The sequence below is a fragment of the Halomonas sp. CH40 genome (assembly GCA_041875495.1).
Classification (GTDB): Bacteria; Pseudomonadota; Gammaproteobacteria; order Pseudomonadales; family Halomonadaceae; genus Vreelandella.
On sequence record CP112982.1, the window covers coordinates 1,214,115 to 1,240,003 of the forward strand.

The following is a 25,889-nucleotide window of genomic DNA, read 5'->3' on the forward strand; positions in this document are numbered from 1 at the left end:
TGCGGGTATCACGGCGTTGATTCATAAAAGCCTCTTGCAGTTTAAAAATGAGCCAAAGTCGAGTTTGCTGATTAAGGCTGTCAGAGCCAATAATGGTAGCGATTCGATACCACAACGTCACCTGCAGATGGGCATAAACATGGGAGATACCAGGCTTTTGGAAACAACCGTATCAGCCGATTCACCGCAAGCGCTCACCCTGGCCGGAGGGCGCCTGGCGGCGCTGAGCTGGGGTAGCCCGTCAGCGCCGACCTGGCTGGCGCTACATGGATGGCTGGATAACGCCGCCAGCTTCAGCCATCTGGCGCCGCGCCTTGCCAGTACCTTGGGGGTGCGTATTGTCGCGCTGGATTTTCGCGGTCACGGGCACTCAGCCAGCCTTGCGCCATCGGAATCTCAGGATATTGCGCTGTGGGACTATTGCCATGATGTGCTGGATGCCATGCAAGCTCTTGAGCTTGAACAGGTAAGCTTACTGGCTCATTCCATGGGGGCCGCGGTCAGTTGCCTGCTGGCCTCAGCATTGCCTGAGCGCGTTAATCAGTTGATGTTACTCGATGGATTAGGGGCCTTGAGCACTCCGCCTGAAGAAACGCCTGACCAGTTGCGCAAGGGGTTACTGGCCCATCGCCGACCTGCATCAACGCCGCCACGTTATTCAGGGCTTGAAAGTGCTGTTGCGGCCAGGGTCGCTGGGGGCGTGACGCCCATTGATGCCGACACCGCACGGCCGTTAATGGCGCGTAATAGCTATACCGGTAACGACGGTGGCTGCTATCTGCGTACCGATAGGCGCCTGATGAAGCCTTCATTAGTGCGGTTTACGCCTGACCAGGTGTTGGCGCTTTTAACTGCAATACGCTGCCCGGTACTCCTAATTGAAGGCGATAAGGGCATTCTGGGGAACCGGCCCTGGGCAGAGCGTTGTCGTCGTGCTGTCGCCGACCTCAGCCGTCATGTGCTGGTAGGCGGCCATCATCTGCACCTGGAAAAACACACGGTTAACCAAGTCGCTGACGTTATTGTCCAACATCAGAATCTTCGAAAGGAAGCGCTTAATCATGCAATCTCATGAACTATCCACTCAGCAGGACTCACCGGCAGCGCAGCGCGAGAAACTGTCTCAGGCGGGCAACAAGGTTGCCCTGATATTGGGCAGTGGTGGGGCGCGTGGTTATGCGCATATTGGCGTGATCGATGCCCTGGAAGCCCGCGGCTACGAGGTGATCGCGATTGCTGGTTGCTCCATGGGGGCCCTGGTCGGGGGCGTGTATGCCGCAGGCAAGCTGGAGGAATATCGCGACTGGGTATCTCAGCTCGACTACCTGGACGTACTGAAACTGGTGGATGTCACCTGGAACCCGATGGGCGCCATGCGCGCCAACAAGGTCATGCAGAAACTCGAAAGCCTGCTCGGCGATAACCTGATTGAGGATCTGGCTATTCCGCTGACCACTGTCGCCACGGATCTGGTGCGCCAGCGCGAAGTCTGGTTTCAGGATGGCCCGCTATTGCAGGCCATTCGCGCTTCTATTGCGGTACCCGGGGTGATTACCCCGGTGCATCTGGGGGATCAGGTGCTGGTGGATGGCGGCCTGCTCAACCCCCTGCCGATTATGCCGGTGATTGCCGCCCATGAGGCGGATATGGTGCTGGCGGTGAATGTTACCGCCCACACGCCACAGCCGGTGACGCTGGAATCCTTGTTACCTGCAAACGCCGATGTTGCCAAGGCTGGCGCCGCTTCATCAGATGGCACAGATGATGACGCTGAAAACGACGATACCAGCAGCTGGGTTGACAACGTGCGCGAGACAACCCAGCGGCTCTGGAAAGGGCTGGGTAATCTGGGCGGTGAGGATGACGCAGGCGCGGAAGAACGTGGCAAGCGAGACTGGGGCAAGCTGGATATGGTGATGGAATCCTTTGATATTACCCAGGCGGCGTTAGCCAAGTATAAAGTGGCGGGTTACCCACCGGATATCCTGATTGAAATACCCAAAACCGTGTGCAGCGCCTATGAATTTCACCGCGCCAAAGAGTTGATCCAGCTGGGCAGAATGCTGACGGACGAAGCCCTCAATAAGCATCACCCACTCAAAGCGGGAAACTAGTGGCCTTTGCGGCGTAACAGCACATAAAGAGCACCGGTGCCGCCATCAATGTCAGTGGCCGAGCAGAAGGCCAGTACGCCCGGCCATTCCCGCAGCCAGGTATTGGTATGGCTTTTAAGCACCGGGTAGTCGGCATCGGTACCCCAGGCCTTACCGTGCACAATCAGGACGCTGCGCATTCGCTGGTTGATGGCATCACGTAGAAAGCCTTCCAGCTGATGGCGGGCTTCTTCCAGTGTATAGCCATGCAGGTCAAGGCCTGCCTGCCAGGCCAGCTGGCCGCGTTTTAACTGGCTGAAGGTGCGCCAGGGCAGATCCGGAACGCTGAACTCCAGGTATTCAGAAGGGCGAACCGCTTCAACACGACCATCAGAGGTACGGCCGTTGGTTTGCAATACCTGGTTTTCAACCGCCGCACGGCGGCGCGCCTCATGGGCTGGCTGGTGCTGTCTGGGGCGGCCAGGGTCAGCGCGGTTAGTGGTGATACGCCGAACGCCCGCTGTTTCCAGCGCATGGCGAAAGACATTGATCTCTTCCTCTTGGGGCGTATGGCGACGAGTCATGGCATGCTCTGATGGAAAAGGACGTAAAAATTGGACGCTAACAGTCGAACGCAAAAGCGCTACTTTAAAACTCTGTTAAAAAATGCAGCAACGCACAGTATAGCGAGATTAACGCTGCTGTGAACCGGCTGGAGTGAAAGGTACAATCATTGTCATACCGCTTACTCAAGTGTGATGTCACCATTAATCAGGAGCCATTGTGGCCACGTTATCTTCCACTGAATTAGCTGACCATGCTGCTATCGGCACCTCAACGCTGTGTTTGAGCGATGTCGAACTGGCGCAGGAACTCTTTACTCTGCGCGACTATCTGCGTTGGACGGCCAGCGAATTTCATCTCGCCGGGTTGTACTATGGCCATGGTACCCAATCCGCCTGGGACGAAGCGGTCGCGCTTTGCCTGGGGGCGTTGCACCTGCCCTGGAACGTTGACCCAGCAGTGCTGGAAGCTCGCCTGCTGCCCATGGAGCGCAGCCGTATCGTGGCGTTGACCCGGGCGCGCGTCAAGACGCGCCGCCCGCTGCCCTATCTGCTGGGCGAGGCGTTTTTTGCTGGCTACCCCTTCAATGTGGATGAGCGCGTGCTGATTCCACGCTCGCCGGTGGGCGAGTTGATTGAAGATGGTTTTGCCGCCTGGTTCCCGGAGGAGCCGCCAGAGCGGGTGCTTGATCTGTGTACCGGGTCAGGATGTATCGGGATTGCCACGGCGCTGCATCTGCCGACCTGTGACGTCATTCTGACGGATATCAGCCAGGAAGCGTTGGGTGTCGCCCGTGAGAATATCACCCGCCACGCCGTGGGTGACCGGGTGCGCGCGGTTGAATCCGATGTGTTTCAGAACCTTGAAGGGCAGCGCTTTGACCTGATCGTCTCCAACCCGCCTTATGTGGATGCCCGCGATCTGGCCACCATGCCGGCTGAGTTTCGCCATGAGCCTGACCTGGCGCTGGGAGCGGGCAGCGATGGTCTGGATATCGTCCGCCAGATTCTGCGCGATGCCCGAGCGCATTTGAGCGATGACGGCTGGCTGATAGTTGAGGTGGGCAATTCTGACCGCCATCTTGAACAAGCATTTCCCCAAGTGCCATTTATGTGGCTTGAATTCGAGCGCGGTGGCCAGGGCGTATTTGCCCTGAGCGCCGCTGAACTCGACGCCCATGCGGCGTCTTTTGCGTAAAGGAAATAACGCCCATGTCCGGCAATACAATTGGCAAACTGTTTACCGTTACGACCTTTGGTGAGAGCCATGGCGTCGCGCTTGGCGCCATTGTGGATGGCTGCCCGCCGGGGGTCATGCTCAGCGAGGCGGTTCTGCAGCGTGACCTGGATCGCCGCCGCCCCGGCAGCTCCCGCCATACCACCCAGCGCAAGGAGCCCGATCAGGTGCGGATTCTTTCCGGTGTGTTTGAAGGCATGACCACTGGCGCCTCGATTGGGCTGTTGATTGAAAATACCGATCAGCGCTCCAAGGACTACTCAAAGATCAAGGATCAGTTTCGTCCGGCCCATGCGGATTACACCTACCACCATAAATACGGCCACCGGGACTATCGCGGCGGAGGGCGTTCCAGCGCCCGCGAAACGGCCATGCGCGTGGCCGCCGGTGCGATTGCCAAACAGTTTCTGGCCAGCCAGGGAGTTCAGATACGCGGCTACATGAGCCAGTTAGGGCCGATCAAGATCGACTTCAAGACCTGGGACAGTGTCGACGACAACGCCTTTTTCAGCCCTGACCCGGCTAAGGTGCCGGAGCTTGAAGCCTATATGGATCAACTGCGCCGCGACCAGGATTCTGTGGGCGCCGAGGTGACCGTTGTGGCCGAAGGGGTGCCCGTAGGGCTGGGCGAGCCGGTGTTTGATCGCCTGGATGCTGAACTGGCCCATAGCCTGATGAGTATAAACGCGGTCAAGGGCATCGAAATCGGCGATGGCTTTGCCAGCATTGACCAGCGCGGCAGCACCCATCGCGATGAAATGACCCCGGAAGGCTTTCTTTCCAACCATGCGGGTGGGGTGCTCGGCGGTATCTCCAGCGGCCAACCGATTGTTGCCCGTCTTGCCCTCAAGCCAACCTCCAGCATTACCACGCCGGGGCGCTCTATCGATATCCATGGTGAGCCTGTCGAGGTGGTGACCAAGGGGCGTCACGACCCCTGTGTCGGTATACGCGCAACCCCGATTGCGGAAGCCATGATGGCCATTACACTAATGGACCACTGGCTGCGCCAGCGCGGCCAGAATGCCCATGTCAAGGTGGATACGCCACGCCTTGGCCAGTGCTGAAAAGCACCAAAGGCATAGCGTTGATAGCCGGGTGTCATAGCAGTGTCATCCGCAGCGGTGAAACTAACTTTTGACTGCTACACTCAGGGGAGAGCGATAAGGAGCCGCCGATGAAGATTAATGTGGAATTTGATCTGACCCCTGATGAATTTCGCCGTGCGCTGGGTCTGCCGGATGTAGAAGCCTTTCAGAAAAACCTGCTGGATAATATCCAGCGTCAGATGGAGTCCGGCGTTGAGGGTTATGATCCGATGAGCCTGATGAGTCCTTTCATGCAGCAGCCAATGATGCAGCAGGGGCTATCGCAGGGGCTGTCAAATTTTGGCACCTATCAACAGATGATGCTGGATATGCTGCGTCAGGCCGGTAATGCCAGTTACTCCTCGGGCGGTACTGATAGCGACAGTTCCGCCGCCAGTGAAAAAGGGTCATCAAGCGGTGATAGCGGCACCGCCAGCCGCAGTAGTCAGCAGAGCAGTAACAGTAAAAGCAAAACCGGTACCGCGTCAGCCAGTTCACGCGCCAAGCGGTCTAAAAGTGATTAGCCTTAAGCCTGACGCAACGGCGTAATAACCATGTTTTCTGCATGAAACGTGGCTAAAGATTAACCCGTTACAGTGTTAACGGTTGCAACGCTGAGTATTACGGGCTAGTCTTTGTGCAGTGCAGCATAGACGACAGGGCAGCTCAGTCGGCCGCCCAAATTTTTCAAAAAAGGGTGATAACGATGCAAGATAAAATGATGGATGCTTTCAACACGCAAACTCGCCAGATGTTTGAGCCGATGCGCAAGGTTAACTCGCTGATGCTTAACAACATGGAAAAGATGACCCAGTACCAGCTGGAAGCCATGAAGCGTTACAGCCAGATGGGTACTGACCGGATGCGTAGTGCCAGCGAAATTGATGACGCTGATGACCTGCGCGAATTTGCTGCCAAGCAGGCAGAAATGCTCAACGAGCTCTCCCAGCAGATGCAGGAAGATGCCAAGACCATGGGCGAGATGAGCATGGAATTTAAAGCTGAAATGGAAAAACTGTTCAGCGAAGCCACTCAGCAGATGAACGACCAGGTTAACACCGCTGCGGCCAAGAAAGACGAGACGCCCGCCAAGGCTACCAGCCAGGCATCTCGCGGTAGCAGCAAAAGCTGAATAAATGATTGCACGGCGCCAGATTAACGGCGCCGTGTTTGTTTTGTCGGTTAAAAAACACTCGCCTTTTCAAGGCTAGTGTTTTTTAGCGTGACGAAGAGAATAACGGTCAATGGCCTATGCGCAAAGCTGTCATGCGTTTGCCATAAGAGTGGGAGAGTAAGTATGCAATCAGGATGGGAAATGCCATCTCAGGTCGATATGGATGCCTGGAATACCCAGTTGAAAGAACTTGGGGAACAGTATCAGGGATTGATGCAGGATCTGATGGCGCGCATGGCGCCCAGCGACGCTGCAGATTCTGTCCATAAGGATATGCGCGAAAGTTTCGAGGCCGGTGCACAGGCGCTGATGCAGAACCCCACGCTCTTATGGCAAACCCAGGCGCGTCTATTGCAGGATCAATGGCTCCTGTGGCAGCAGAATGCCAGAGCCATGGCTGGCGAAAACGTTGACCCCTTGATCAAGCCTGCCAAGGGTGATCGTCGTTTCAAGGACGAAGCCTGGACCAAGGAACCTCAATACTTGGCGATCATGGAGCAATATCTGCTGTTTGCTCAACTGGTCGAGGAGCTGATCGATAACCTGGATGGGCTGGATGAGACGCATAAGCATCATCTGCAGTTCTATGCCCGTCAGTTAGTCAATGCCATGGCGCCCACCAACTTTGTGGCCACCAACCCTGAAGTGATGCGGCGCACCCTGGAAACTCGTGGTCAGAACCTGGTCGATGGCTTGGCGCTTCTACGTGAAGACCTTTCCAATTCGGCTGAAGGTATCAATGTGCGCATGACTGACCGAACCGCTTTTGCGGTAGGTGAGAATATTGCCGTCACGCCCGGTTCAGTCGTGTATGAAAATGAGCTGATGCAGCTGATTCAATATACGCCCACCACCGAAAAGACCTTCAAGACGCCGCTGCTGGTCGTGCCGCCCTGGATCAACAAGTACTACATTCTTGACCTGCGCCAGGATAATTCCATGGTCAAGTGGCTGGTGGATCAGGGCCATACGGTGTTTCTGATTTCCTGGCGTAACCCTGGGCCAGCCCAGCGCGATGTCACCTGGGCAGATTACATGCAGATGGGCCCGATCAGCGCGATTGAAGCCATTGAGCAGGCCTGTGGTGAAAAGTCGGTCAATCTGTTGAGCTACTGCATCGGCGGTACGCTGACGGCGTCTACCCTGGCTTATCTGACCAGTACCCGACGCGGGCGCAAGGTGAAATCGGTTACCTATATGGCGACCCTGCAGGATTTCCGTGACCCGGGCGACATCGGCGTTTTCCTGAATGAAGGTGTTATTGAAGGTATTGAAAAAACGCTGGAAACCAAAGGCTATCTGGATGGCCGTTCCATGGCGTATACCTTCAACCTGCTGAAGGAAAATGATCTCTTCTGGTCTTTCTACGTCAATAACTACCTGAAGGGCGAGCCGCCGGCGGCCTTTGACCTGCTTTACTGGAACACTGACGGTACCAACCTGGCGGCGGGTACCCATGCCTGGTACCTGCGCCATATGTATCTGGAAAACCGTCTGGTTGAACCGGGTGGTATTGAGCTGGATGGCGTCAAGATCGATCTGCGCAAGATTTCCACGCCCTCCTACTACGTTTCCACCAAGGAAGACCATATCGCCAAATGGAACAGCACCTATTATGGCGCCTTGTTACCTAAAGGGCCGATTACCTTCGTGCTGGGCGGTTCAGGCCATATTGCCGGTATTGTGAACCCGCCGCACAAGAACAAGTACGGCTACTGGACCAACAGTGAGCTGCCTGACAACCACGAGGACTGGATGGCCGGTGCGCAAGCCAATGAAGGCTCCTGGTGGCCTCACTGGCAGGCATGGATGGTGGAAAACGGCTTTGTTGACCAGGAGAAAGCGGTTGCTGCACGCCAGCCGGGTGAAGGTGAGTTGCCGACTATCGAAGCTGCACCGGGGCGTTACGTGCGTCAGACAATTCCTGAAATTATCAACGCAGATGAAGAAGCCATCAAGGCTGCCAGCGCTAACAGCAGCCGTTAAAGCATCGATTACTTCAGGTTGTGTTGATGTTGTTGTAGAAAGTACGTACACCACAAGGCGCCCCCAGGGGCGCCTTGTTGGTTTCAGGGTTTGTTTAAGGGCTTGCTTTGGGTTCTGGCGCGGAGGTGTTTACGCCTGATCCTTTCTGCCCAGCCGCAGGGAAGGTAGCACCAGCAGGCCAGCCAGCAGCCAGACCGGCCAGCTACCCATCTGGGTGAAAGGGGTCAGGCCTTGCATGGCATAGAACTCACCGGTCAGGGTGGTAGTTTCAAACTGCGGCGCGCGTTGGGTTATCTGGCCCTGCGGGTCGATGATCACGGTAATCCCATTGCTGGTAGCGCGCAGCACGTAGCGGCCGTTTTCCAGTGCACGAAGGCGTGCCATCTGCAGATGCTGGTGGGGGCCAATTGAGCGGCCAAACCAGGTGTCGTTGGAAATGGTAATGATGGCCTGGCTGTTGCGTGCCCGGCTGGCCACCAACTGAGGGTAGATAATCTCGTAGCAGATGGCATTGCCCAGAGAAATGCCTGCCGTCTGCATCGGTGGCTGTTGATCTGGCCCTGGCGTGATGAAGGAAGTGGGCAGGTCAAAGAAATTGATCAGACCCCGCAGCAAGCTTTCCAGTGGCAGGTACTCTCCAAAGGGCACCAGATGTTCTTTCTGATAATCGCCTTCGACGTTACCAACACCTATCACGCCGTTGAAAAATTGCTGGGCCTGTTCATCCTGTTGCAGGATGCCGGTAATCAGCGCTGTGTCAGCGGGAAGGCTGGACTGCACCTGCTCGAGTACAGGTCGCGCCTGATTTTCCAGCATGGGCAGCGCGGTTTCCGGCCATATAATCAGCTCAACGTCATCGCTGATAGTCTGGGTTTGGCGGGTATAGGTGGTAACGGCTTCGCGCTGACCGTCAGCGGTCCATTTGATCAGTTGGGGCAGGTTGCCCTGCACCATGGCGACCTTGGTGGGCTTCTCGCTGGGGGTCGTCCATTGGGTGGGCAGGATGAAGGGTGTCAACCAGATCGCCGCCAGGGGCGCGATGGCCCACAGGCGGCGCTTGATCAGCAGCGTTACCAATAAGATGCCACTGAAGGCGACCAGTAACGACAAGAGGTAAACGCCACCGATAGGTGCCCAGGCCGCCAGTGGCGAGTCGACAAAACCGCTGCCAAGCAGCAGCCAGGGAAAGCCGGTAAACAGATAAGTGCGTAGCACCTCGGCCAGCACCCAGATGCCCGCAAAGCCTAGCAGCGAGTAGCGCGGTGAGGTAAAACGTCGGTAGACCCACAGCATGGCGGCAAAAAATAACGCCAGTGCAAACACGAACAGCGCCGTGAGCAAGCCGGCAAGCAGGGGGCCGGTATGGCCATAATCGTGAATGGAAACGTAAACCCAGGAAGCCCCGCTGGCAAACAGTGCCAGCCCATAGACAAGGCCCTTGAGCGCGGCGTGGGCGGGCGTTAATGCATGGCTGCCCCAATACACTAGTGCTGCGGCCAAAGGCCCCAGCCACCAGAATTCAAACGGTGAGGCGGTCAGGGTTGTGAAGCCCCCGGCAATAACGGCAGCCAGAAGCTGCCAGCCCAGGGAAGGAGAGAATCCTGTATGCATCAATGACTATCCTTATCGATAGACGCGGGTAATCTGAAGGGTGTCGTCTATCAGCCTGATTGGCTGGTGAGGTCTTCTTCATTTCTGCTGTCGTCGAAGTGCACGTCGAGCAGGCGAATACGCCGATTGTCTGCGTTCATCACCACAAAGTGCCAGCCGCCGAGTGAGGTCTGTTCGCCGCGCCGGGGCAGGTGGCCAAACTGCTGCATGACCAGGCCGCCTACGGTGTCAAACTCATCGTCAGAAAACTGGGTGTTGAAGCGTTCGTTGAAATCTTCAATGGGGGTCAGGGCGCGAACAGCAAAATGACCGTCTTCCAGGGCACGGATATCATCTTCTTCATCTGTGTCGTGCTCATCTTCAATATCGCCGACAATCTGCTCAAGAATATCTTCGATGGTAATAATCCCAGCCGTGCCGCCGTACTCGTCCACCACAATCGCCATATGGTTGTGGGTATCACGAAACTCTTTCAGCAGGCTGTTGAGACGTTTGGATTCAGGGATAAACATCGCTGGGCGGGTGATATCCTCAAGCTGGAAGGCATCCCGCTGGGCCTGGGTCTGGGAGAGCAGGGGCAGCAGATCCTTGACCAGCACAATGCCTTTGACATCATCAAGATTCTCACCGATGACCGGATAGCGCGAGTGGCCGGTTTCCTGAATGAGCGGCAGATAGTCATCGCTGGTCTGATCAATTGGAATGGCGGCGACCTGAGAGCGAGGAATCAGGATCTCGCGTACCTGCTGGTCGCTGATCTGCAGCGCGCCTTCAATGATCATCATGGCATCCTGGTCGAGCTTCAGGCGGCCGGCCGTGTGGCGCAGAAAGGCCATCAGCTCTTCTCTTGAGCTGGGCTCATCGTTATCCCCCGTCAGGGCACCAAACAGCTTATCAAGCCAGGATTTTTGAGGGGGGGCGGTGCTCGATCGGTCTTCGCTCATACAGTTGATCTCTTGTTTTGACAGCGTTACTGCGTTTCACTCAGATACGGATCAGGAATATCAAACCTGGCCAGAAGCAGACGCTCAAGCTGCTCCATAGCCTCGGCTTCGTCGTCCTCAATATGATCATAACCCAATAAATGCAGGGTGCCATGTATGACCATATGCGCATAATGCTGCATCAGCGGTTTTTGCTGTTGCTGTGCTTCCTGTGCAACGACATTCTGGCAGATGACCAGGTCGCCAAGTAACGGTAGCTCAATACCCGGGGGCGCTTCAAAGGGAAAGGACAGTACATTGGTCGGTTTGTCCTTGCCACGGTAGTCAGCGTTGAGCGCTTGGCTTTCATCCGCATCCACGATGCGGATGGTCACTTCATGGCGACTTTCCTGCGGGTGCTGCTCCAGCACTGCAGCGACCCAGCGTTCAAGCTGAGCCGCATCGGGCACCTGGGTGGACTGTGTCGCCAATTGATAGTCAATCAATGCCGTCACTGAAGGGAATCCTCACGTTTTTGCAGACGCTCTTCGCGGGCTTGCTGACGTTCCTCGCGAACAGCGCGCTCCTTGGCTTCCTGCTCGGATTCAAAGCTGTCGTAGGCTTCGATAATACGCTGTACCAGCGGGTGACGGACAACGTCCTTGGCAGCAAAGTGGGTCACGCCTATCCCGGGGGTGTCCCTGAGAACTTCAAGCACCTGAATCAGGCCGGAGCGCTGGCCGCGGGGTAAATCCACCTGGGTCACATCGCCGGTAATCACCGCCGTGGAGCCAAAACCTATCCGGGTCAGGAACATCTTCATCTGCTCAGGGGTGGTGTTCTGGCTTTCATCCAGGATGATATAAGCGTTGTTCAGGGTGCGTCCGCGCATATAGGCCAACGGCGCTATTTCAATTACCTGACGCTCGATCAGTTTGGCGACCTGTTCGAAACCGATCATTTCATACAGGGCGTCATAGAGCGGGCGCAGGTAGGGGTCGATTTTCTGGGCCAGATCGCCAGGCAAAAAGCCCAGTTTCTCACCGGCTTCAACGGCCGGACGAACCAGCAGGATGCGGCGGACTTCCTGCTGGTTCAGTGCTTCAACCGCTGCCGCAACGGCCAGATACGTCTTGCCGGTACCTGCCGGTCCAATACCGAAGTTGATATCGTGCTCACGGATGCTGGATACGTAGCGCTGCTGATTCATCCCGCGGGGTTTGATCATGGTGCGTGGCGTGCGCATGATCACTTCGCCGTCTTCCGGTTCCTCTTCCTCGGCAAGCGCTTCAAGCCCGGATTCCTGCAGGAACAGGTGAACGGTGTCCGGGTCAAGCTCGTTGGCAGCGGTTTCCCGGTAAAGGTGTTCCAGTACGTTGGCGGCGGCCTTGATGCGGTTGGCCGCGCCCGCCAGTTGGAAGATGTTGCCGCGGTTACGCAGGGTAACGTCCAGACGGCTTTCAATCAGTTTCAGATGCTCATCCTGCTGCCCACACAGGCTGGCGAGCCGCTGCGGGTCATTGGGTTCAAGGCTGAGCGTGATAATGCGATTGGCCTGAGATGATGGCTGGCTCAAGAGTAAGAAACCCGTTGGTTAATGAGTGTGAGGTTCAGCTTACTGCCCCGAGTGGCCTCGGGGCAATTGCCTGGGCGATGAGAGTTGTTAATAACGCTCTGCCGAGGCGAGTTCTCCGCGCAGGGAGTTGGGTAGCGCCTCGGTGATATCGACATCCACAAAGTAGCCGATCAGCTCGGTCGGGTTGGCCGCACGGAAATTCACAACGCGATTGTTTTCCGTACGCCCGGACAGCTGCCCCGGATCCTTGGGTGAAAATCCGCTGACCAGAATGCGCTGGCGAGAGCCCACCATGCGACGACTGATCTGCTGGGTGTGCTGGATAATCCGCTCCTGCAGAATCGCCAGGCGCTGCTTTTTGACCTCAGCGGGAGTGTCGTCTTCAAGCGAAGCCGCCGGCGTGCCGGGACGAGCGGAATAGACAAAGCTGAACGAGTGGTCAAAGCCAATCTTGTGGATCAGGTCCATAGTGGCTTCAAAATCATCCTCAGTTTCACCGGGGAAGCCGATAATGAAGTCCGAGGAGAAGCTGATGTCCGGCCGGTTGGCGCGAATGCGCTCCATCTTGTCGATATATTCCTGCGCGGTATGGCCGCGTTTCATGGCGCTGAGAATGCGGTCAGAGCCGGACTGAACGGGCAGGTGCAGATGGCTGACCAGTTCAGGGATGTCGGCATAGGCATCGACCAGGCTATCGGTGAACTCAACCGGATGTGAGGTCGTGAAGCGAATCCGGTCAATGCCATCAACGGCGGCAATGCAGGCAATCAGTTCCGCCAGGTCGATCTCGTCACCGTAGTCGTTCTCGCCCCGGTAGGCATTAACGTTTTGGCCAAGCAGATTGACTTCGCGCACCCCTTGATCCGCCAGATGGAGAATTTCATCCATTACCGCTTCAAACGGACGCGAGACTTCTTCGCCACGGGTGTAGGGCACCACGCAGAAGGTGCAGTACTTGGAGCAGCCTTCCATAATTGAAACAAACGCCGTTGCACCATCTGAAGAGGGCTGCGGCAGGTGATCGAACTTCTCGATTTCCGGAAAGGTGACATCAACAGCGGCAATCTGGTTATTGCGCTTGGCATCCAGCATCCCAGGAACGCGGTGAAGTGTTTGCGGGCCAAAGACCATGTCGACGTGAGGCGCGCGCTTGCGTAATGCCTCACCTTCCTGACTGGCCACACAGCCACCGACACCAATTACCAGGTCGGGGTTGGCGTCCTTGAGTTTTTTCCAGCGGCCAAGCTGATGAAAGACCTTTTCCTGCGCTTTCTCACGAATAGAGCAGGTATTGAGCAAAATGACATCCGCTTCAAGCTCGTTATCAGTGAGCTCCATCTGGTGTGATTCGCCGAGCAGGTCTGCCATGCGTGACGAGTCATACTCGTTCATTTGGCAGCCGTGTGTTTTGATGAAGAGTTTCTTCGTCATCGGTACCTGTCATCTATGGGTCGTCGGGTGACGAGGATGAATGGTGGTGCGGCGGTGCCGCGACGTTGAGTGAGTATTATACGGGCACAGTAAAGCAGGGGCTAGCATTGGAATAAATCCACACTTGACCACAGCGTTTGTATGAGTATACTACGCACCGTGTTTAGGTAGTTCCCTGATAGCTCAGTTGGTAGAGCAAATGACTGTTAATCATTGGGTCGCAGGTTCGAGTCCTGCTCAGGGAGCCAATCACTACCCAAGCAATTACAATATCAGCCCTAGCATCAACTAGCTGGCAGATAGTGTAAAAGGTGTTGAATGTTCCTCGATAGCTCAGTTGGTAGAGCAAATGACTGTTAATCATTGGGTCGCAGGTTCGAGTCCTGCTCGAGGAGCCAACGTTCACATCGTCCTTTCGGTTATTCCCCGATAGCTCAGTTGGTAGAGCAAATGACTGTTAATCATTGGGTCACAGGTTCGAGTCCTGTTCGGGGAGCCAGCCAACTTCACGCTAGTTAATCCTCTCCTTTTTCCTCTTTCTTTTTGATTCTTCCTACCCTTTGCAAGTACCTAATTCGCTATACTAATCGTCAGCTTTCGTTTGTGAAAGGTTGGATGATTCTGTGAATGCCGCGACTGCATTACCGTTAATGCCGCTACAAGTCTTTAAATGTCTGAGCGACGACACGCGTCTGTCACTGGTGCTGCTGATTGCCCAGGAAGGCGAGCTTTGTGTGTGTGAAATGACCTACGCTCTCGAGCTCTCGCAACCCAAGGTGTCTCGCCATCTGGCTCAGCTGCGCCAATGTGGCCTGCTGAGCGATCAACGCGATGGCCAATGGGTGTATTACCGCCTTGCCTCTGGTCTGCCCGGTTGGGGGCAGGCGATTATTGAAGCAGGTCGAGAGGGTGAGCGTCAGCGTCTGGAAAAGCTCACTCGGCGGCTGCAGGCCATGGGTGAACGTCCGGGTCGTCGGGCGGCTTACTGTTAGGGCCTGATAGTTTGGCATTCACAGCTTGCCAATAAAAACCGAGGCCATGAGGCCTCGGTCAGTGTTCAAGGTGAAGAGATCGGGAAAAACGCTCAGCCCGTTTTGATCACTCCCGGTTGGCTAGGCGCTGAGCTGTCTGCAGCTGAGCATAGTCAAGAAGAATTTCAGCAGCTTCCAGCACCTGGGCGCGTTCAGCCGGCATGACGTCTTCCTCCTCTTCTTTTGCCTGCTCGCTGCCATTTTCTTCCTCGCTGTCTACCTGGGCGCTGGTCCATTCTTCCAATGGTTGGGCGCCAAGCGCAATGCGCCGCTGGTTTTCCAGAGCAAGCTGTTCGGCTTCCTGGGCCTGCATCTCCCTTTTGCGCTGTTCGCGGTTCAGGCTGACGCTGGTGTGCTGCTCACGCAGCTGGCGTGAAAGCTCTGTCTGACGCTCAAGGTAGAGGAAGTTGGGGTTATCTTCAGCGCGCGCCCGGTAGCGATTGATCAATGTATCAAGGTAGTTTTCCGGCTCCCCGTAGCGGCGATACTGCACGTTTTGAACGGAATCCCACGCCAGTGCATGGTCAAGGCTGCTTTCGCCGATTCTTTCCGGATCAATATCCATCGGGAAGCGAATATCCGGTTCAACGCCGCGATTCTGGGTGCTGTCACCTGAAATGCGGTAGAACTTGGCACGCGTGATCTTGATTTCACCATGGCTAAGATCGCTCAGCGTCTGCACGGTGCCTTTGCCAAAGGTGGGGGAGCCCACCACAATGCCACGGCCATAATCCTGAATGGCGCCGGCAAAGATTTCTGACGCAGAGGCCGACAAGCGGTTGGTAAGCACCGTTAATGGGCCATCGTAATGGGTGCCCGCGTCACTGTCGCCGTATAGCTGTATGCGCCCTCTGGCATCACGTACCTGAACGGTCGGGCCGCGATCGATAAACAGGCCAAGTAGGCTGTTGGCTTCCTGTAATGCGCCGCCGCCGTTGTCACGTAGATCCAGTACAATGCCTTCTACGCCGGCTTCCTTGAGGGCAGTGATTTCCTTGGCGACATCGCGAGTGGTACTGCGATAGTCATCTTCACCTGCTTGCCAGGCTTCAAAATCGACATAGAAGGTGGGCACGGTGACCACACCGACCTTGTGCTGTTGGCCATCACGTTCCAGCTCAATGACTTCACTTTGTGCGGCCTGGTCTTCAAGTTTCACGGTGTCACGGGTGATCTCGACCACTTGAGTACGCGTAACATCAACGGCCTGAGCGGGGATGACTTCCAGACGCACCACGCTGCCCTTGGGGCCGCGAATCAGGTCGACAACGTTATCCAGGCGCATGCCGATAACATTCACCAGATCTTCTTCGTCTTCCTGGCCAACCGCGACAATACGGTCGGCTGGATCCAGTACACCGGCCTGGTCAGCAGGGCCGCCTGGCACAAGGCTGGCAACCTTGACGTATTCGCCGTCGGCCTGAAGCATGGCGCCAATACCTTCCAGCGACAGGCTCATCTGGATATCAAAGGATTCTCCCTGGCGCGGTGAAAGGTAGCTGGTGTGGGGGTCCACGGTGCCGGTGACCGCTGCCATCAGCAGGCCGAACACATCTTCAGCTTCGGTTTGTTCAACCCGCGAAAGCTGTCCTTCGTAGCGTTGGCGCAGTGTGGTCTCAATCTGTTCGTTGTCCTGCTCTGCGAGTACTAGCGTCAGGGCAGCATTCTGCAGACGTTTTTCCCACAGGGCGTCAAGCTCACTGATATTGCTGGCCCAGTTGGCCTCTTCACGGTCAATTTCGAGGCGCTCATCACTATCGAACTGATAGTCCAGTCCCTCGTCGATGCGCTCAAGCAGCCAGTTCAGGCGGGCTTCACGGCGTTCGTTGGAACGTTCGTGCAAGGCAAAGGCGTCATCGATATCGCCTTCGAAGATCAGATCAGCCATCTGTGTTTCGAGGTGCCGATAAGGCGCGATATCACTTTCCAACAGATACAGGCGCTGGCCGTCGAGGTTGTCCAGATAGCGCTGAAAGGCTTCTGAAGACCAGTCATCGTCGAAGGTGATGTCAGCGTAGTGGCTATAGCGCAAGGAGTCCGCAATTTCAACGGCGACTTCACGCTGCTCATCGGTGGGTTCCAGTGCCCATAGCGCTGGACTTATAAAGGTCAGCGCGGTCGCCAAGGTCACCGAGCGCGTAAGAGTTGCAAACCAGCTCATTAATCAAGCTCTCCTGGATTTGTGTAAACTCGTACAGACTGCATGCTTTATATGACTGACAATCTGCCGCTGAGTTGCGAAATGGAGTTGCGAAATGCAGCCAATCACGGCCGTTAACCAACCACGTCGTTTATCTGCTGCAATAACAGTTACCTGAATACTTGCATGAAACAGACAAGTATTGTAACAGCTCTTGTGCGTTGCTGAGACTACTTCATCGTTGTTAAGAGGATTTTCATGTCACACATTTTAAAGTCTGGCCTGCTGGATCGGCTGTGTGCGTTTTTACAGGCATCGCCAACCCCCTGGCATGCTACCCGCAATATGGCGCTGCGCCTGGAGGCGGCGGGTTACCAACGGCTGCAGGAAACCGCCAGCTGGCAGCTGGAAGCAGGCAAGCGTTACTACGTGACCCGTAATGATTCATCCATCATTGCCTTTCAGTTGCCTGAAGGTGGAGTGCTGAAAGACTTGCGTATGGTCGGGGCTCATACCGATAGCCCAGGCCTACGCCTGAAGCCCAACGCAACTCAGCGCAGTGCTGGCTGGTTACAGTTAGGCATTGAGGTCTATGGTGGTGCCTTGCTGGCGCCCTGGTTCGATCGTGACCTGGGCATTGCCGGCCGGGTGCATCTGCGTCAGCCGGATGGACGTCTGACCAGTGTCTTACTGGATGTTGCTGAGCCGGTGGCTATCCTGCCGAGCCTTGCGATTCACCTTGATCGCGAAGCCAACAACGGTCGCGCGATCAACCCTCAGACCCAGATGGCGCCGGTCTTGATGCAGGACGATCAACAGGACCTTAACAGCCTGCTGCAGGCCTGGATTCAGGCACAGCATGCGATTGAAAACGCCGATATCGTCGATTTTGAATTGAGTTTTTATGATCTGCAGGCGCCGTCGCTGATCGGCGTTGAGCAATCGCTGCTTGCCAGCGCTCGGCTGGATAATCTGCTGTCGTGCTTTATCGGCCTGGAGGCGTTACTTGCCAATGATGGCCAGCAAGGTGCGCTCCTAGTGGCCAACGACCATGAAGAAGTGGGAAGTGCCAGTGCCTGCGGTGCCCAGGGGCCGTTTCTGGGCGATGTGCTAAGCCGCCTGAATGCCCAGCTGGGCGGCGGTAGCGAGGAGTCTCTGATTCAGCTGGTTCAGTCGTCCTGCATGGTTTCCTGTGACAACGCCCACGCTCTGCACCCCAATTTTCGCGACAAGCATGACGAACAGCACGGCCCCTTGATCAATGCAGGCCCGGTCATCAAGGTGAATGCCAATCAGCGCTATGCCACCAACAGTGCCACCAGCGCGCTGTTCCGCGATCTCTGTTGTGAAGCCGACGTGCCGGTGCAAGTGTTTGTGACCCGTGCGGATATGGGCTGCGGGAGCACTATCGGGCCAATTACGGCCACTCAGGTGGGGGTGCCAACGGTGGATGTGGGCGTGCCGCAGTGGGCGATGCATTCGATTCGTGAAACCGCAGGAAGCCAGGATGTAGAGTATCTGGTGCGGGCGCTGACGGCCTTCTATAACCGCGCCAGCCTGGGGCTGGTCGAAAGCTGATAACGCTTTCTGCCGACACAAAAAAGCCCGCTGGCGTTTCAGTAAACTGAAATTTCAGCGGGCTTTCTGGAATATGGTGGCTACGCCCTGATTTGAACAGGGGACCCCATCATTATGAGTGATGTGCTCTAACCAGCTGAGCTACGTAGCCATTCAACGGAGGCGGATATTACTCAGCATTTCTATCGGCGTCAAGTCTTTTCCGTCTTGTGCCAGGCAGGTGGCCCGTCTAGACGTTGAAGCGGAAGTGGATCACATCACCATCTTTGACGATATATTCCTTGCCTTCCAGCCGCCATTTACCGGCATCCTTGGCACCCTGTTCGCCACCCAGGGTGACAAAATCGTCATAGGCGATCACTTCAGCGCGGATAAAGCCTTTCTGGAAATCGGTGTGAATGACGCCTGCAGCTTCTGGTGCGCTGGCACCTTCCTTGACTGTCCAGGCGCGTACTTCTTTCACGCCGGCAGTAAAGTAGGTCTGCAGCCCCAAGAGGGCGTAACCGGCGCGAATGACCCGGTCAAGGCCAGGCTCGGACATGCCGATCTCATCCAGGAACATGGCGCGTTCATCGTCGTCGAGCTCGGCGATTTCCGCTTCAATCTGGTTGCATACCGGCACAACGATGGCGCCTTCTTCAGCGGCAATGTCATTGACCACATCAAGGTAGGGGTTGTTATCAAAGCCGTCTTCATTGACGTTGGCAATGTACATGGTGGGCTTGAGGGTCAGAAAGCCAAAACTTTTGACCTGTTGCTTTTCATCATCGCTGAGCCCGAAGCTGCGCAGTGGCATGCCTTCGGCCAGATGCGGCTGAATCTTGTCCAGCACGGCTTTGGTGGCGATGGCATCCTTGTCGCCGCCTTTTACCACGCGCACCAGCCGCTGGCTGGCTTTTTCGACCGTATCCAGATCGGCCAGGGCGAGCTCAAGGTTGATGGTTTCAATATCGGCCCGAGGGTCAATCTGGTTGGCAACGTGAATGACGTTATCGTTATCAAAGCAGCGCACCACATGGGCAATGGCCTGAGTTTCACGGATGTTGGCGAGAAACTTGTTGCCCAGACCTTCGCCCTTGGAGGCGCCTGCCACCAGCCCTGCTATATCGACAAACTCCATGGTCGTCGGAATGACTTTCTGGGGTTTGACAATCTCTGCGAGCTTGTCGAGCCGTGGGTCCGGCATGGGGACGATACCGACGTTAGGCTCAATGGTGCAGAACGGAAAGTTTTCTGCATCAATGCCAGATTTGGTAAGTGCATTGAACAAGGTGGATTTGCCGACGTTCGGCAGGCCGACGATACCGCAGTTAAAGCCCATGAGTGTTTCCTGAAAAGTGTTCGATGAAGTAAGTTGAAAAGCAGTCAATAAGACGGTTTGCCAGGCATTCTACGCGACACCGCTGAATACACTAAGCAGCGCCTGCCACTGAGGCGTCATTCGGGTACCGCCGAAAAACGATGCTGGCGATTCATGGCATTGGCCCAATCGCCGCCAAGCGCCAGCGGCAGGGTGGCCAGGCATTCATCAAGCGCTTGTTCAATGGCTAGTTGCTCGCTTTTACCCGGGCGCCCCAGCACGTAGTTGACGACCTGATTGGCGCTACCCGGATGGCCAATGCCAATACGTAAACGGTGAAACTGCTTTTGATTGCCCAGGGCACTGATAATGTCGCGTAGGCCGTTGTGGCCGCCGTGGCCACCGCCGGTCTTGTAGCGCGCCTGCCCGGCAGGCAGGTCAAGTTCGTCATGGGCAATCAGAAGCTGTTCAGGTGAGAGCTTGAAAAACTGACAGAGGGCGGCCACTGAAGCGCCACTGCGGTTCATGAAGGTTGTCGGATTAAGCAGGTGTAGCGTATGGCCAGAAAAGTTGACCTTGGCATAGAGGCCGAGAAACTTCTTTTCCGGGCGCAGTTGGGCGTTGGCCGCACGGGCCACAGCGTCGACTGCCCAGGCGCCAGCATTGTGGCGTGTGGCAGCATACTCGGGGCCGGGGTTACCCAGGCCGATCAAGGCCGATACGTGGCTCATCCTTAGTTCCTCATGGCGTTAGGTTGGGGCTGTCCAGACGGCAAAAAAAATCAAGCGCCAGAGGCGCTTGATCATGATACTGAAAAGGGGCCATGGTTGGCATGGCCCCAGGCAAGCGCTTATTCAGCGTTATCGCCTTCAGTGCTTTCACCTTCGCTGTCGCTTTCTTCTTCATCACCACCACGTACCTTGACCTTGGTGACGCTGAGAATGGCGTTATCGTGATCTTCGCCGTGGGACAGATCAACAGAAGTAACGCCTGCTGGCAGGGTCAGGTCAGACAGGTGCAGCGTCGTGCCTACCTCTACGGCGGAAATGTCGATTTCCAGGTAGTCAGGCAGATCCTTCGGCAAGCAGCTGATGGCCACTTCGTTGGCCAGGACGTGGAGTTCGCCGTCCTGATCCTTGATGCCGACACAGGTGTCTTCGCCAGCCACGTGCAGCGGCACGCTCATGGTGATTTCATGGGTAGCATCAACGCGCAGGAAGTCAGCGTGAGTCAGCAGGGGCTTGAACGGATGGCGCTGCAGGTCACGCACAACTACCTGCTGCTTCTTGCCTTCAATCACCAGCGTGATTACTGAGGAGAAGAAGGACTCATCTTCGATAGCTTTGTAAAAAGCGGTTTTTTCAACCGAAATCGACTGCGGCTCCTGAGTACCACCGTATACAACGGCAGGAACCTGCTGATTCGCACGACGCAGGCGGCGGCTCGCACCTTTCCCCAGGTCGTGGCGAATATCGGCGTTAAGGATAAAATCGGACATGTTGGTTGCCTCTTGGTTAAAGTAAGGAAACGCTGCCGCCCGCGACCAGACGACAGCGTTCCCAGAAGCTCTGAAATAGAGCCGTGTATGTCAGGCTCTGATGATCACATCAGTGGAACATGGCGCTGACAGATTCTTCGTTACTCACCCGACGAATGGCTTCCGCAATCAGGCCGGCAACGCTGAGTTGGCGGATGCGCCCGCTGCGGCGTGCGGTATCTGAAAGCGGGATAGTGTCGGTCACTACCACTTCATCCAGCACGGAATTGACGATGTTGTCGACTGCCGGTCCGGAAAGAATGGGGTGAGTCGCGTAGGCGACCACGCGCTTGGCGCCGTGGTCTTTAAGGGCCTCACCGGCTTTGCACAGCGTTCCCGCTGTATCAATCATGTCGTCAACGACGACACAGGTGCGACCTTCAATTTCGCCAATGATGTGCATGACCTGGGCCTGGTTGGCCTGGGGGCGACGCTTGTCAATAATCGCCAGATCGGCATTCAGCTGCTTGGCAATGGCACGGGCACGTACAACGCCGCCTACATCCGGTGAGACAACCACGAGATCGCTGTAATTCTGGCGTTCGATGTCATCAAGCAGGATGGGTGAGCCGTAGACGTTGTCGACCGGCACGTCGAAGAACCCCTGAATCTGGTCGGCGTGTAGATCCATGGTCATGACGCGATCCACGCCCGCTTTGACCATCATGTCAGCCACGACCTTGGCCGAGATGGGAACCCGAGCGGAGCGTACCCGGCGATCCTGGCGGGCATAGCCAAAGTAGGGCATTACCGCCGTGATACGCGTTGCCGAAGCGCGGCGCAGGGCATCCACCATCAGGATCATTTCCATCAGGTTGTCATTGGTCGGTGCACAGGTAGACTGCAGGATGAAAGCATCCTTACCGCGCACGTTTTCGTTGATTTCAACCGCGATTTCACCGTCGCTGAACTGTCCGACTGTCGCATTACCCATGCGGCTGTCAAGGCTGTCAGCAACCTTACGAGCGAGCTCGGGATTGGCGTTCCCGGCGAAAACCATCAATTTTGACACGCGCAGCCACCTTTGCAGTGTTGAGATTCGTGGGAGAGAACGCCATTTAATGCTGAGTTGGCTGGGGTACCAGGATTCGAACCTGGGAATGCCGATACCAAAAACCGGTGCCTTACCACTTGGCGATACCCCAGCAGGATGAACTGCCTGACTGGCCAGAAATCATTCGACCAGTATCAGCAATATCAGTGCCAGATTCAGCACAGGGTGCGTTCAGTCACCCAGAGCAACATGGAGAGGAGAGCGATTCAGCCCTTTGGCTACCCAGGCGGGCCAATGCTCAAGTGCCTTGTTGGCAACATCAACAGCCTCTGCCTGGTGTGTAAAACCAGCAAAAATACAGGCGCCCGTGCCGGTCAAACGTGTGTCTGCGAAGCCCCCAAGCCACTCGATGGCTGCCGCAATTGGCGGATAAGCCCGAGTAACCACGGCTTCACAGTCATTGCGCCATGACGACGCTCCCCCCTGCAATGCGCGCGCCATGGTAATAGGCGGCGTGTTGCGTGTCAATTGTGGATCCTTGAACACCTCAGGCGTTGAAACGCTAACCCCTGGGTGAATGACCACAAACCAGGGCGTATCCAGAGTGACCGGGGTGAGCCGTTCGCCAATCCCTTCTGCCCAGGCGCTGGTGCCATGTATGAAGACCGGCACATCGGCGCCCAGCCTTAAACCCAGCTCGGCAAGCTGATCAGGAGAAAGGCCGAGTTGCCACAGCTGGTTAAGGCCGACGAGGGTGGTGGCGGCGTTTGAGCTACCACCTCCCAGGCCGCCTCCCATGGGTAGTGTTTTGTCTTCAATGGCCAGGGTAGCGCCAAGGGGGCAGCCCGTGGTGTCTTGTAACAGGCGGGCGGCGCGCATTACCAGATTGTCCTCGCTGGCGATATCAGCAAGATCATCGCGCAGTACCAGCTGGCCATCCTGGCGCAGCGTGAAAGTCAGCGTATCGCACAGGTCAATCAGCTGGAACAGGGTCTGTAACTCGTGATAGCCATCCGCACGCTGGCCAACGATATTCAATAGCCGATTAAGCTTGGCCGGAGCGGGGAGTCTCAGAGTGTGTGCGGCAGCTGCTGGGGGAGACACTTGCATACTGGGGCCCTTATTGGCTATCCGGTTGCCATTGATTGATCACCAGGGTAATTCTCACCTCGTCATACTCCATTACCAGACGGCGGGGCAGCCAGAGTTCGTCGGTGCGTTCCCAGTCGCGATAGTCAATCGTCCAGCCGTCCTGGGTCAGGTGGCTGGGGAAGCCAAGTTCGTCGGTTTCGAGCTGATAGCTTTGTTCTTCATCCGGCAGGCCACGCACCCAGAAGGGCATGGCGCTGACGGGCAGCGACCAGCCCAGCTGCTCTTCCATCAAGGCCTCGGGGGATTCAGCTTCAAAGCGTCCTTCGTTGTTGGTCAGGCTGAAGCGTCCTTCGCGGCCTTCAAGTACGGTGCGCCCACCACCAAAGGGGCCGCTGACCAGCAGGCGAAAGTAATGCGGGTACTGGTTCCAGTCGAGGTTGGCGCTGGTGTTTTCTTCAGGGGAGCGCAAACCCGCCTTGCCGGCCAGCTTCCAGGTTTCCAGGGCCTCCAGTGATGCTTGCTGGGATTCCCACTGGCCGGACTGGCGGCTGCCATCATCGACAGGTGTTGATGTGGCGCAGCCAGTGAGCAGGGCAAGCGACAGTATGATGGTGGTAAAGCCGCTGGGTGAAAAGCGGCGCAGGATGTGCGGGATGGCGAGGGTAGGCATCTTGACTCCATTCAAAAAAGTAGCGTGTGGGCAGAGAGCGTGTGGACAAATCAGCGAGGTAAGCCCAGCAGTGTAAGCCCTGTGGTGTAAATATCAGGGCGCCAGGCTGGGCAGCCGCTCCAACAGTTCATCAATAGCAGGATGCTCGCTGGTCTGACGCATCAGGGCGTCGATTAGTTCACGGGCTTCTTCGTTGCGGCCTAGTGCATGCAGTACTTCAGCCAGATGGGCGGCTATTTCCTGATCCGGCATGGCCGCAAAAGCGCGCTGTAGCCAGTCAAGTGCACGTTGAGGTTGGCCCTGGCGGTAATAGACCCAGCCCATGCTATCCAGTACGGCAGGGTCATTGGGCGCCAGTTCGTAGGCACGTTCAATCAGACGCTGGGCTTCGTCAAGGCGTCCGTCAAGGTTTTCATCTGCCAGCGTATAGCCCAGGGCGTTCAGCGCATTGGCGTTGTCCGGCTCATTGGCCAGCAGACGCTTGAGGTCAGCTTCCATCTGCTCCAGGTCTCCGGCTTCCCAGGCCCGCATGGCGCGTTGATATAACAAGGTGCTGTCATCCGGCGTGCGGGCCAGTTCGCGGTCAAGCAGTTGGTCGGCTTCCTGGCTCTGGCCATATTCATCAAGCAGCTGTATTTCCAGCGTCAACAGGCTGTTGTAATACTCATCATGCGCCATGCGCTCAATGCGCAGAAACGCCCGGGCATCCAGAAGGCGCTGGTTGTCGATCAACATGCCAGCCGCTCGGGCGCGGGCAGGGATGAATTCATCACCTTCGCCAACCTGGCGGAAGTAAAGCAGGGCGTTATCAATTTCCTGCTCGGCCAGGGCGATTTCGCCCAGCAGGATATAGACAAGGTCCGGGATTTGCGGTTGGCCTATAAAAGGTTGCAGCAATTGTTGAGCGGGTTCGGGATAGCCTTCATCCAGATAAAGCTGGGAGAGCGCCAGGCGCAGTTCATCACCGCCTTGATGATTTTCAAGCAGCTGATCGGTTTGTTGCTGTGCAGCGTCGATATTACCCAGGCGAATTTCCGCTTGAGCCAGCAACAGAATGAAGCGGACATCTTCCGGGTTATCGGCAAGCCCCTGACGGGCAGCCTGACGCGCCTTTGTGTAGTCCTGGGTTTCCAGCCCCAGGCGTGCAACGGCCAGCCACAGTGGGCGGCCGTTGCCACCCTGTGCCCTGGCGGCCTCCAGATTGGCTTCAGCCGCCTGGGTATCGCCCAAGGCGATTTCCAGCAGGGCGGTCGCAATCAGGGGGTCGCTTTGCAGGCTTGCGGCGTCCTGTGTGGATACATAGGCGCGCAGGCGCTCAAGCAGGGCAGGAAGAGGGCCGTTTTCAGCGATGGCAAATTCCGCAAGAGCAGTCAGGTCGGTATCTTCTCCCGCCTGGGCAATGGCCAGGCGCTGTTCAAGGCTTTCAACCCACTGCCCTTGCTGCAGGGCAATAGCGGCCAGCAAACGGTTCGGCGCAGTGGTATCCGGGGCCAGTGCCTGCCAGCGGCGGGTAGCGGTGAGCAGAAGCTCAGGGGCATCACTGTAACGCGCGGTAAAGGTGGCGCGTTCGGCCAGGGCGGCGACAGGATAGCGCTGGGTGGCATCCAGGTAGCCCTGGCTTGCACGCTGGTAGTCGCCACGCTGAGCAGCCAGTTCGGCGCCGAGCAATAGGCTCAGGCCTTCAGCATCAAGGCCTTGGGTGATAGGCGGCGCGTTTTGCAGTGGGTTGTCATCGGCCACGGTAAAGGAAGACGAGCTGGACGAGTTGGCGACCAGCTGACAGCCTCCCAGCATCAGCATCGTTATAAGAACAATGGCCATGGCGGGAAATGGGGTGTGTTGAACAGCACTTGAGCGTGGCATGC

23 protein-coding genes and 5 tRNA genes are annotated in these 25,889 nt (G+C 56.6%); 12 read left to right on the forward strand and 16 right to left on the reverse strand.

Annotation, left to right across the window (positions count from 1 at the left end; all coding sequences use genetic code 11):
• Positions 1–139 precede the first annotated feature (139 nt).
• A complete protein-coding gene (locus OR573_05510; protein ID XGA81105.1) occupies positions 140–1,075 on the forward strand; it encodes an alpha/beta hydrolase in 936 nt (311 codons plus the stop codon).
• Positions 1,062–2,114, forward strand: a complete 1,053-nt coding sequence (locus OR573_05515; protein ID XGA81106.1) for a patatin-like phospholipase family protein — start codon at positions 1,062–1,064, stop codon at positions 2,112–2,114. The genes OR573_05510 and OR573_05515 overlap by 14 nt, the downstream gene beginning before the upstream one ends.
• Here OR573_05515 and OR573_05520 read toward each other — a convergent pair.
• Positions 2,111–2,677, reverse strand: coding sequence for a Smr/MutS family protein (locus OR573_05520; GenBank protein XGA81107.1), 567 nt, complete (start codon positions 2,675–2,677; stop codon positions 2,111–2,113). The two genes, OR573_05515 and OR573_05520, sit on opposite strands and share 4 nt — an antisense overlap.
• A 241-nt stretch (positions 2,678–2,918) precedes the next feature.
• Between OR573_05520 and prmB the strand changes: the two genes are divergently transcribed.
• From prmB to phaC, 5 genes are all read left to right on the forward strand, one after another.
• Positions 2,919–3,854: a 50S ribosomal protein L3 N(5)-glutamine methyltransferase gene (gene prmB / locus OR573_05525; protein XGA81673.1), complete on the forward strand. Its 936-nt coding sequence runs from the start codon at positions 2,919–2,921 to the stop codon at positions 3,852–3,854.
• 14 nt (positions 3,855–3,868) lie between these two features.
• On the forward strand, positions 3,869–4,960 hold the full coding sequence (aroC, locus tag OR573_05530; GenBank protein ID XGA81108.1) for a chorismate synthase: 1,092 nt from the start codon (positions 3,869–3,871) through the stop codon (positions 4,958–4,960).
• A 110-nt stretch (positions 4,961–5,070) separates the two neighbouring features.
• Positions 5,071–5,505 (forward strand): DUF6489 family protein, encoded by a 435-nt coding sequence (locus OR573_05535; GenBank protein XGA81109.1) that lies wholly within the window; start codon positions 5,071–5,073, stop codon positions 5,503–5,505.
• Positions 5,506–5,687: 182 nt separating this feature from the next.
• The gene (locus tag OR573_05540) at positions 5,688–6,113 is read left to right on the forward strand and encodes a phasin family protein (protein ID XGA81110.1); all 426 of its coding nucleotides are present in this window, start codon (positions 5,688–5,690) and stop codon (positions 6,111–6,113) included.
• A gap of 165 nt (positions 6,114–6,278) precedes the next feature.
• Positions 6,279–8,141 (forward strand): class I poly(R)-hydroxyalkanoic acid synthase, encoded by a 1,863-nt coding sequence (gene phaC / locus OR573_05545; protein XGA81111.1) that lies wholly within the window; start codon positions 6,279–6,281, stop codon positions 8,139–8,141.
• 129 nt (positions 8,142–8,270) lie between these two features.
• Here phaC and lnt read toward each other — a convergent pair whose 3' ends face one another.
• The 5 genes from lnt to miaB form a co-directional block, all read right to left on the reverse strand.
• Positions 8,271–9,752, reverse strand: a complete 1,482-nt coding sequence (gene lnt, locus OR573_05550) for an apolipoprotein N-acyltransferase (GenBank protein XGA81112.1) — start codon at positions 9,750–9,752, stop codon at positions 8,271–8,273.
• 50 nt (positions 9,753–9,802) lie between these two features.
• Complete coding sequence (locus OR573_05555) at positions 9,803–10,696, reverse strand: CBS domain-containing protein (protein ID XGA81113.1); 894 nt, start codon at positions 10,694–10,696, stop codon at positions 9,803–9,805.
• 26 nt (positions 10,697–10,722) lie between these two features.
• On the reverse strand, positions 10,723–11,190 hold the full coding sequence (gene ybeY / locus OR573_05560) for an rRNA maturation RNase YbeY (protein ID XGA81114.1): 468 nt from the start codon (positions 11,188–11,190) through the stop codon (positions 10,723–10,725).
• Complete coding sequence (locus tag OR573_05565) at positions 11,187–12,251, reverse strand: PhoH family protein (GenBank protein XGA81115.1); 1,065 nt, start codon at positions 12,249–12,251, stop codon at positions 11,187–11,189. The genes ybeY and OR573_05565 overlap by 4 nt, the downstream gene beginning before the upstream one ends.
• A gap of 87 nt (positions 12,252–12,338) precedes the next feature.
• Complete coding sequence (gene miaB, locus OR573_05570; GenBank protein ID XGA81116.1) at positions 12,339–13,682, reverse strand: tRNA (N6-isopentenyl adenosine(37)-C2)-methylthiotransferase MiaB; 1,344 nt, start codon at positions 13,680–13,682, stop codon at positions 12,339–12,341.
• 172 nt (positions 13,683–13,854) lie between these two features.
• On the opposite strand from miaB, the gene OR573_05575 reads away from it, so the two are divergent.
• From OR573_05575 to OR573_05590, 4 genes are all read left to right on the forward strand, one after another.
• Positions 13,855–13,930, forward strand: a tRNA-Asn gene (locus OR573_05575).
• A gap of 74 nt (positions 13,931–14,004) precedes the next feature.
• Positions 14,005–14,080 (forward strand) — tRNA-Asn (locus OR573_05580).
• Between the two features lie 25 nt (positions 14,081–14,105).
• Positions 14,106–14,181, forward strand: a tRNA-Asn gene (locus OR573_05585).
• 151 nt (positions 14,182–14,332) lie between these two features.
• A complete protein-coding gene (locus OR573_05590; GenBank protein XGA81674.1) occupies positions 14,333–14,674 on the forward strand; it encodes a metalloregulator ArsR/SmtB family transcription factor in 342 nt (113 codons plus the stop codon).
• A gap of 106 nt (positions 14,675–14,780) precedes the next feature.
• Here the strand turns inward: OR573_05590 and OR573_05595 are convergent, their stop codons facing one another.
• Positions 14,781–16,874 (reverse strand): carboxy terminal-processing peptidase, encoded by a 2,094-nt coding sequence (locus tag OR573_05595; protein XGA81117.1) that lies wholly within the window; start codon positions 16,872–16,874, stop codon positions 14,781–14,783.
• Positions 16,875–17,111: 237 nt separating this feature from the next.
• Between OR573_05595 and OR573_05600 the strand changes: the two genes are divergently transcribed.
• Entirely contained in the window at positions 17,112–18,431 is a 1,320-nt protein-coding gene (locus OR573_05600; protein XGA81118.1) for a M18 family aminopeptidase, read from the forward strand.
• Between the two features lie 74 nt (positions 18,432–18,505).
• Here the strand turns inward: OR573_05600 and OR573_05605 are convergent.
• The 9 genes from OR573_05605 to OR573_05645 form a co-directional block, all read right to left on the reverse strand.
• Positions 18,506–18,582: transfer RNA gene (locus OR573_05605), tRNA-Met, on the reverse strand.
• A gap of 78 nt (positions 18,583–18,660) precedes the next feature.
• Positions 18,661–19,752 carry a redox-regulated ATPase YchF gene (ychF, locus tag OR573_05610; GenBank protein XGA81119.1) on the reverse strand — a complete coding sequence of 364 codons (1,092 nt, stop codon included), beginning with the start codon at positions 19,750–19,752 and terminating at the stop codon, positions 18,661–18,663.
• A gap of 116 nt (positions 19,753–19,868) precedes the next feature.
• On the reverse strand, positions 19,869–20,462 hold the full coding sequence (gene pth, locus OR573_05615) for an aminoacyl-tRNA hydrolase (protein ID XGA81120.1): 594 nt from the start codon (positions 20,460–20,462) through the stop codon (positions 19,869–19,871).
• Between the two features lie 119 nt (positions 20,463–20,581).
• Positions 20,582–21,229, reverse strand: a complete 648-nt coding sequence (locus OR573_05620) for a 50S ribosomal protein L25/general stress protein Ctc (protein ID XGA81121.1) — start codon at positions 21,227–21,229, stop codon at positions 20,582–20,584.
• Positions 21,230–21,338: 109 nt separating this feature from the next.
• Positions 21,339–22,280 (reverse strand): ribose-phosphate pyrophosphokinase, encoded by a 942-nt coding sequence (locus tag OR573_05625; protein XGA81122.1) that lies wholly within the window; start codon positions 22,278–22,280, stop codon positions 21,339–21,341.
• A 58-nt stretch (positions 22,281–22,338) separates the two neighbouring features.
• A tRNA-Gln gene (locus OR573_05630) sits at positions 22,339–22,413 on the reverse strand.
• An 80-nt stretch (positions 22,414–22,493) separates the two neighbouring features.
• Complete coding sequence (ispE, locus tag OR573_05635) at positions 22,494–23,372, reverse strand: 4-(cytidine 5'-diphospho)-2-C-methyl-D-erythritol kinase (GenBank protein ID XGA81123.1); 879 nt, start codon at positions 23,370–23,372, stop codon at positions 22,494–22,496.
• Positions 23,373–23,382: 10 nt separating this feature from the next.
• Positions 23,383–24,024: a lipoprotein insertase outer membrane protein LolB gene (gene lolB / locus OR573_05640; GenBank protein ID XGA81124.1), complete on the reverse strand. Its 642-nt coding sequence runs from the start codon at positions 24,022–24,024 to the stop codon at positions 23,383–23,385.
• A 93-nt stretch (positions 24,025–24,117) separates the two neighbouring features.
• Complete coding sequence (locus OR573_05645) at positions 24,118–25,887, reverse strand: tetratricopeptide repeat protein (GenBank protein ID XGA81125.1); 1,770 nt, start codon at positions 25,885–25,887, stop codon at positions 24,118–24,120.
• Positions 25,888–25,889: the final 2 nt, after the last annotated feature.

Bases quoted from the DNA above. Each gene is read 5' to 3' on its own strand.
- phaC (XGA81111.1), top strand. From the start codon at position 6,279: ATGCAATCAGGATGGGAAATGCCATCTCAGGTCGATATGGATGCCTGG.
- OR573_05590 (XGA81674.1), top strand. From the start codon at position 14,333: ATGCCGCTACAAGTCTTTAAATGTCTGAGCGACGACACGCGTCTGTCA.
- ychF (XGA81119.1), bottom strand. From the start codon at position 19,752: ATGGGCTTTAACTGCGGTATCGTCGGCCTGCCGAACGTCGGCAAATCC.
- OR573_05515 (XGA81106.1), top strand. From the start codon at position 1,062: ATGCAATCTCATGAACTATCCACTCAGCAGGACTCACCGGCAGCGCAG.
- OR573_05555 (XGA81113.1), bottom strand. From the start codon at position 10,696: ATGAGCGAAGACCGATCGAGCACCGCCCCCCCTCAAAAATCCTGGCTT.
- miaB (XGA81116.1), bottom strand. From the start codon at position 13,682: ATGACGAAGAAACTCTTCATCAAAACACACGGCTGCCAAATGAACGAG.
- aroC (XGA81108.1), top strand. From the start codon at position 3,869: ATGTCCGGCAATACAATTGGCAAACTGTTTACCGTTACGACCTTTGGT.
- OR573_05645 (XGA81125.1), bottom strand. From the start codon at position 25,887: ATGCCACGCTCAAGTGCTGTTCAACACACCCCATTTCCCGCCATGGCC.
- OR573_05600 (XGA81118.1), top strand. From the start codon at position 17,112: ATGTCACACATTTTAAAGTCTGGCCTGCTGGATCGGCTGTGTGCGTTT.
- OR573_05535 (XGA81109.1), top strand. From the start codon at position 5,071: ATGAAGATTAATGTGGAATTTGATCTGACCCCTGATGAATTTCGCCGT.
- OR573_05510 (XGA81105.1), top strand. From the start codon at position 140: ATGGGAGATACCAGGCTTTTGGAAACAACCGTATCAGCCGATTCACCG.
- OR573_05595 (XGA81117.1), bottom strand. From the start codon at position 16,874: ATGAGCTGGTTTGCAACTCTTACGCGCTCGGTGACCTTGGCGACCGCG.
- OR573_05520 (XGA81107.1), bottom strand. From the start codon at position 2,677: ATGACTCGTCGCCATACGCCCCAAGAGGAAGAGATCAATGTCTTTCGC.
- lnt (XGA81112.1), bottom strand. From the start codon at position 9,752: ATGCATACAGGATTCTCTCCTTCCCTGGGCTGGCAGCTTCTGGCTGCC.
- OR573_05620 (XGA81121.1), bottom strand. From the start codon at position 21,229: ATGTCCGATTTTATCCTTAACGCCGATATTCGCCACGACCTGGGGAAA.
- OR573_05540 (XGA81110.1), top strand. From the start codon at position 5,688: ATGCAAGATAAAATGATGGATGCTTTCAACACGCAAACTCGCCAGATG.
- lolB (XGA81124.1), bottom strand. From the start codon at position 24,024: ATGCCTACCCTCGCCATCCCGCACATCCTGCGCCGCTTTTCACCCAGC.
- pth (XGA81120.1), bottom strand. From the start codon at position 20,462: ATGAGCCACGTATCGGCCTTGATCGGCCTGGGTAACCCCGGCCCCGAG.
- ispE (XGA81123.1), bottom strand. From the start codon at position 23,372: ATGCAAGTGTCTCCCCCAGCAGCTGCCGCACACACTCTGAGACTCCCC.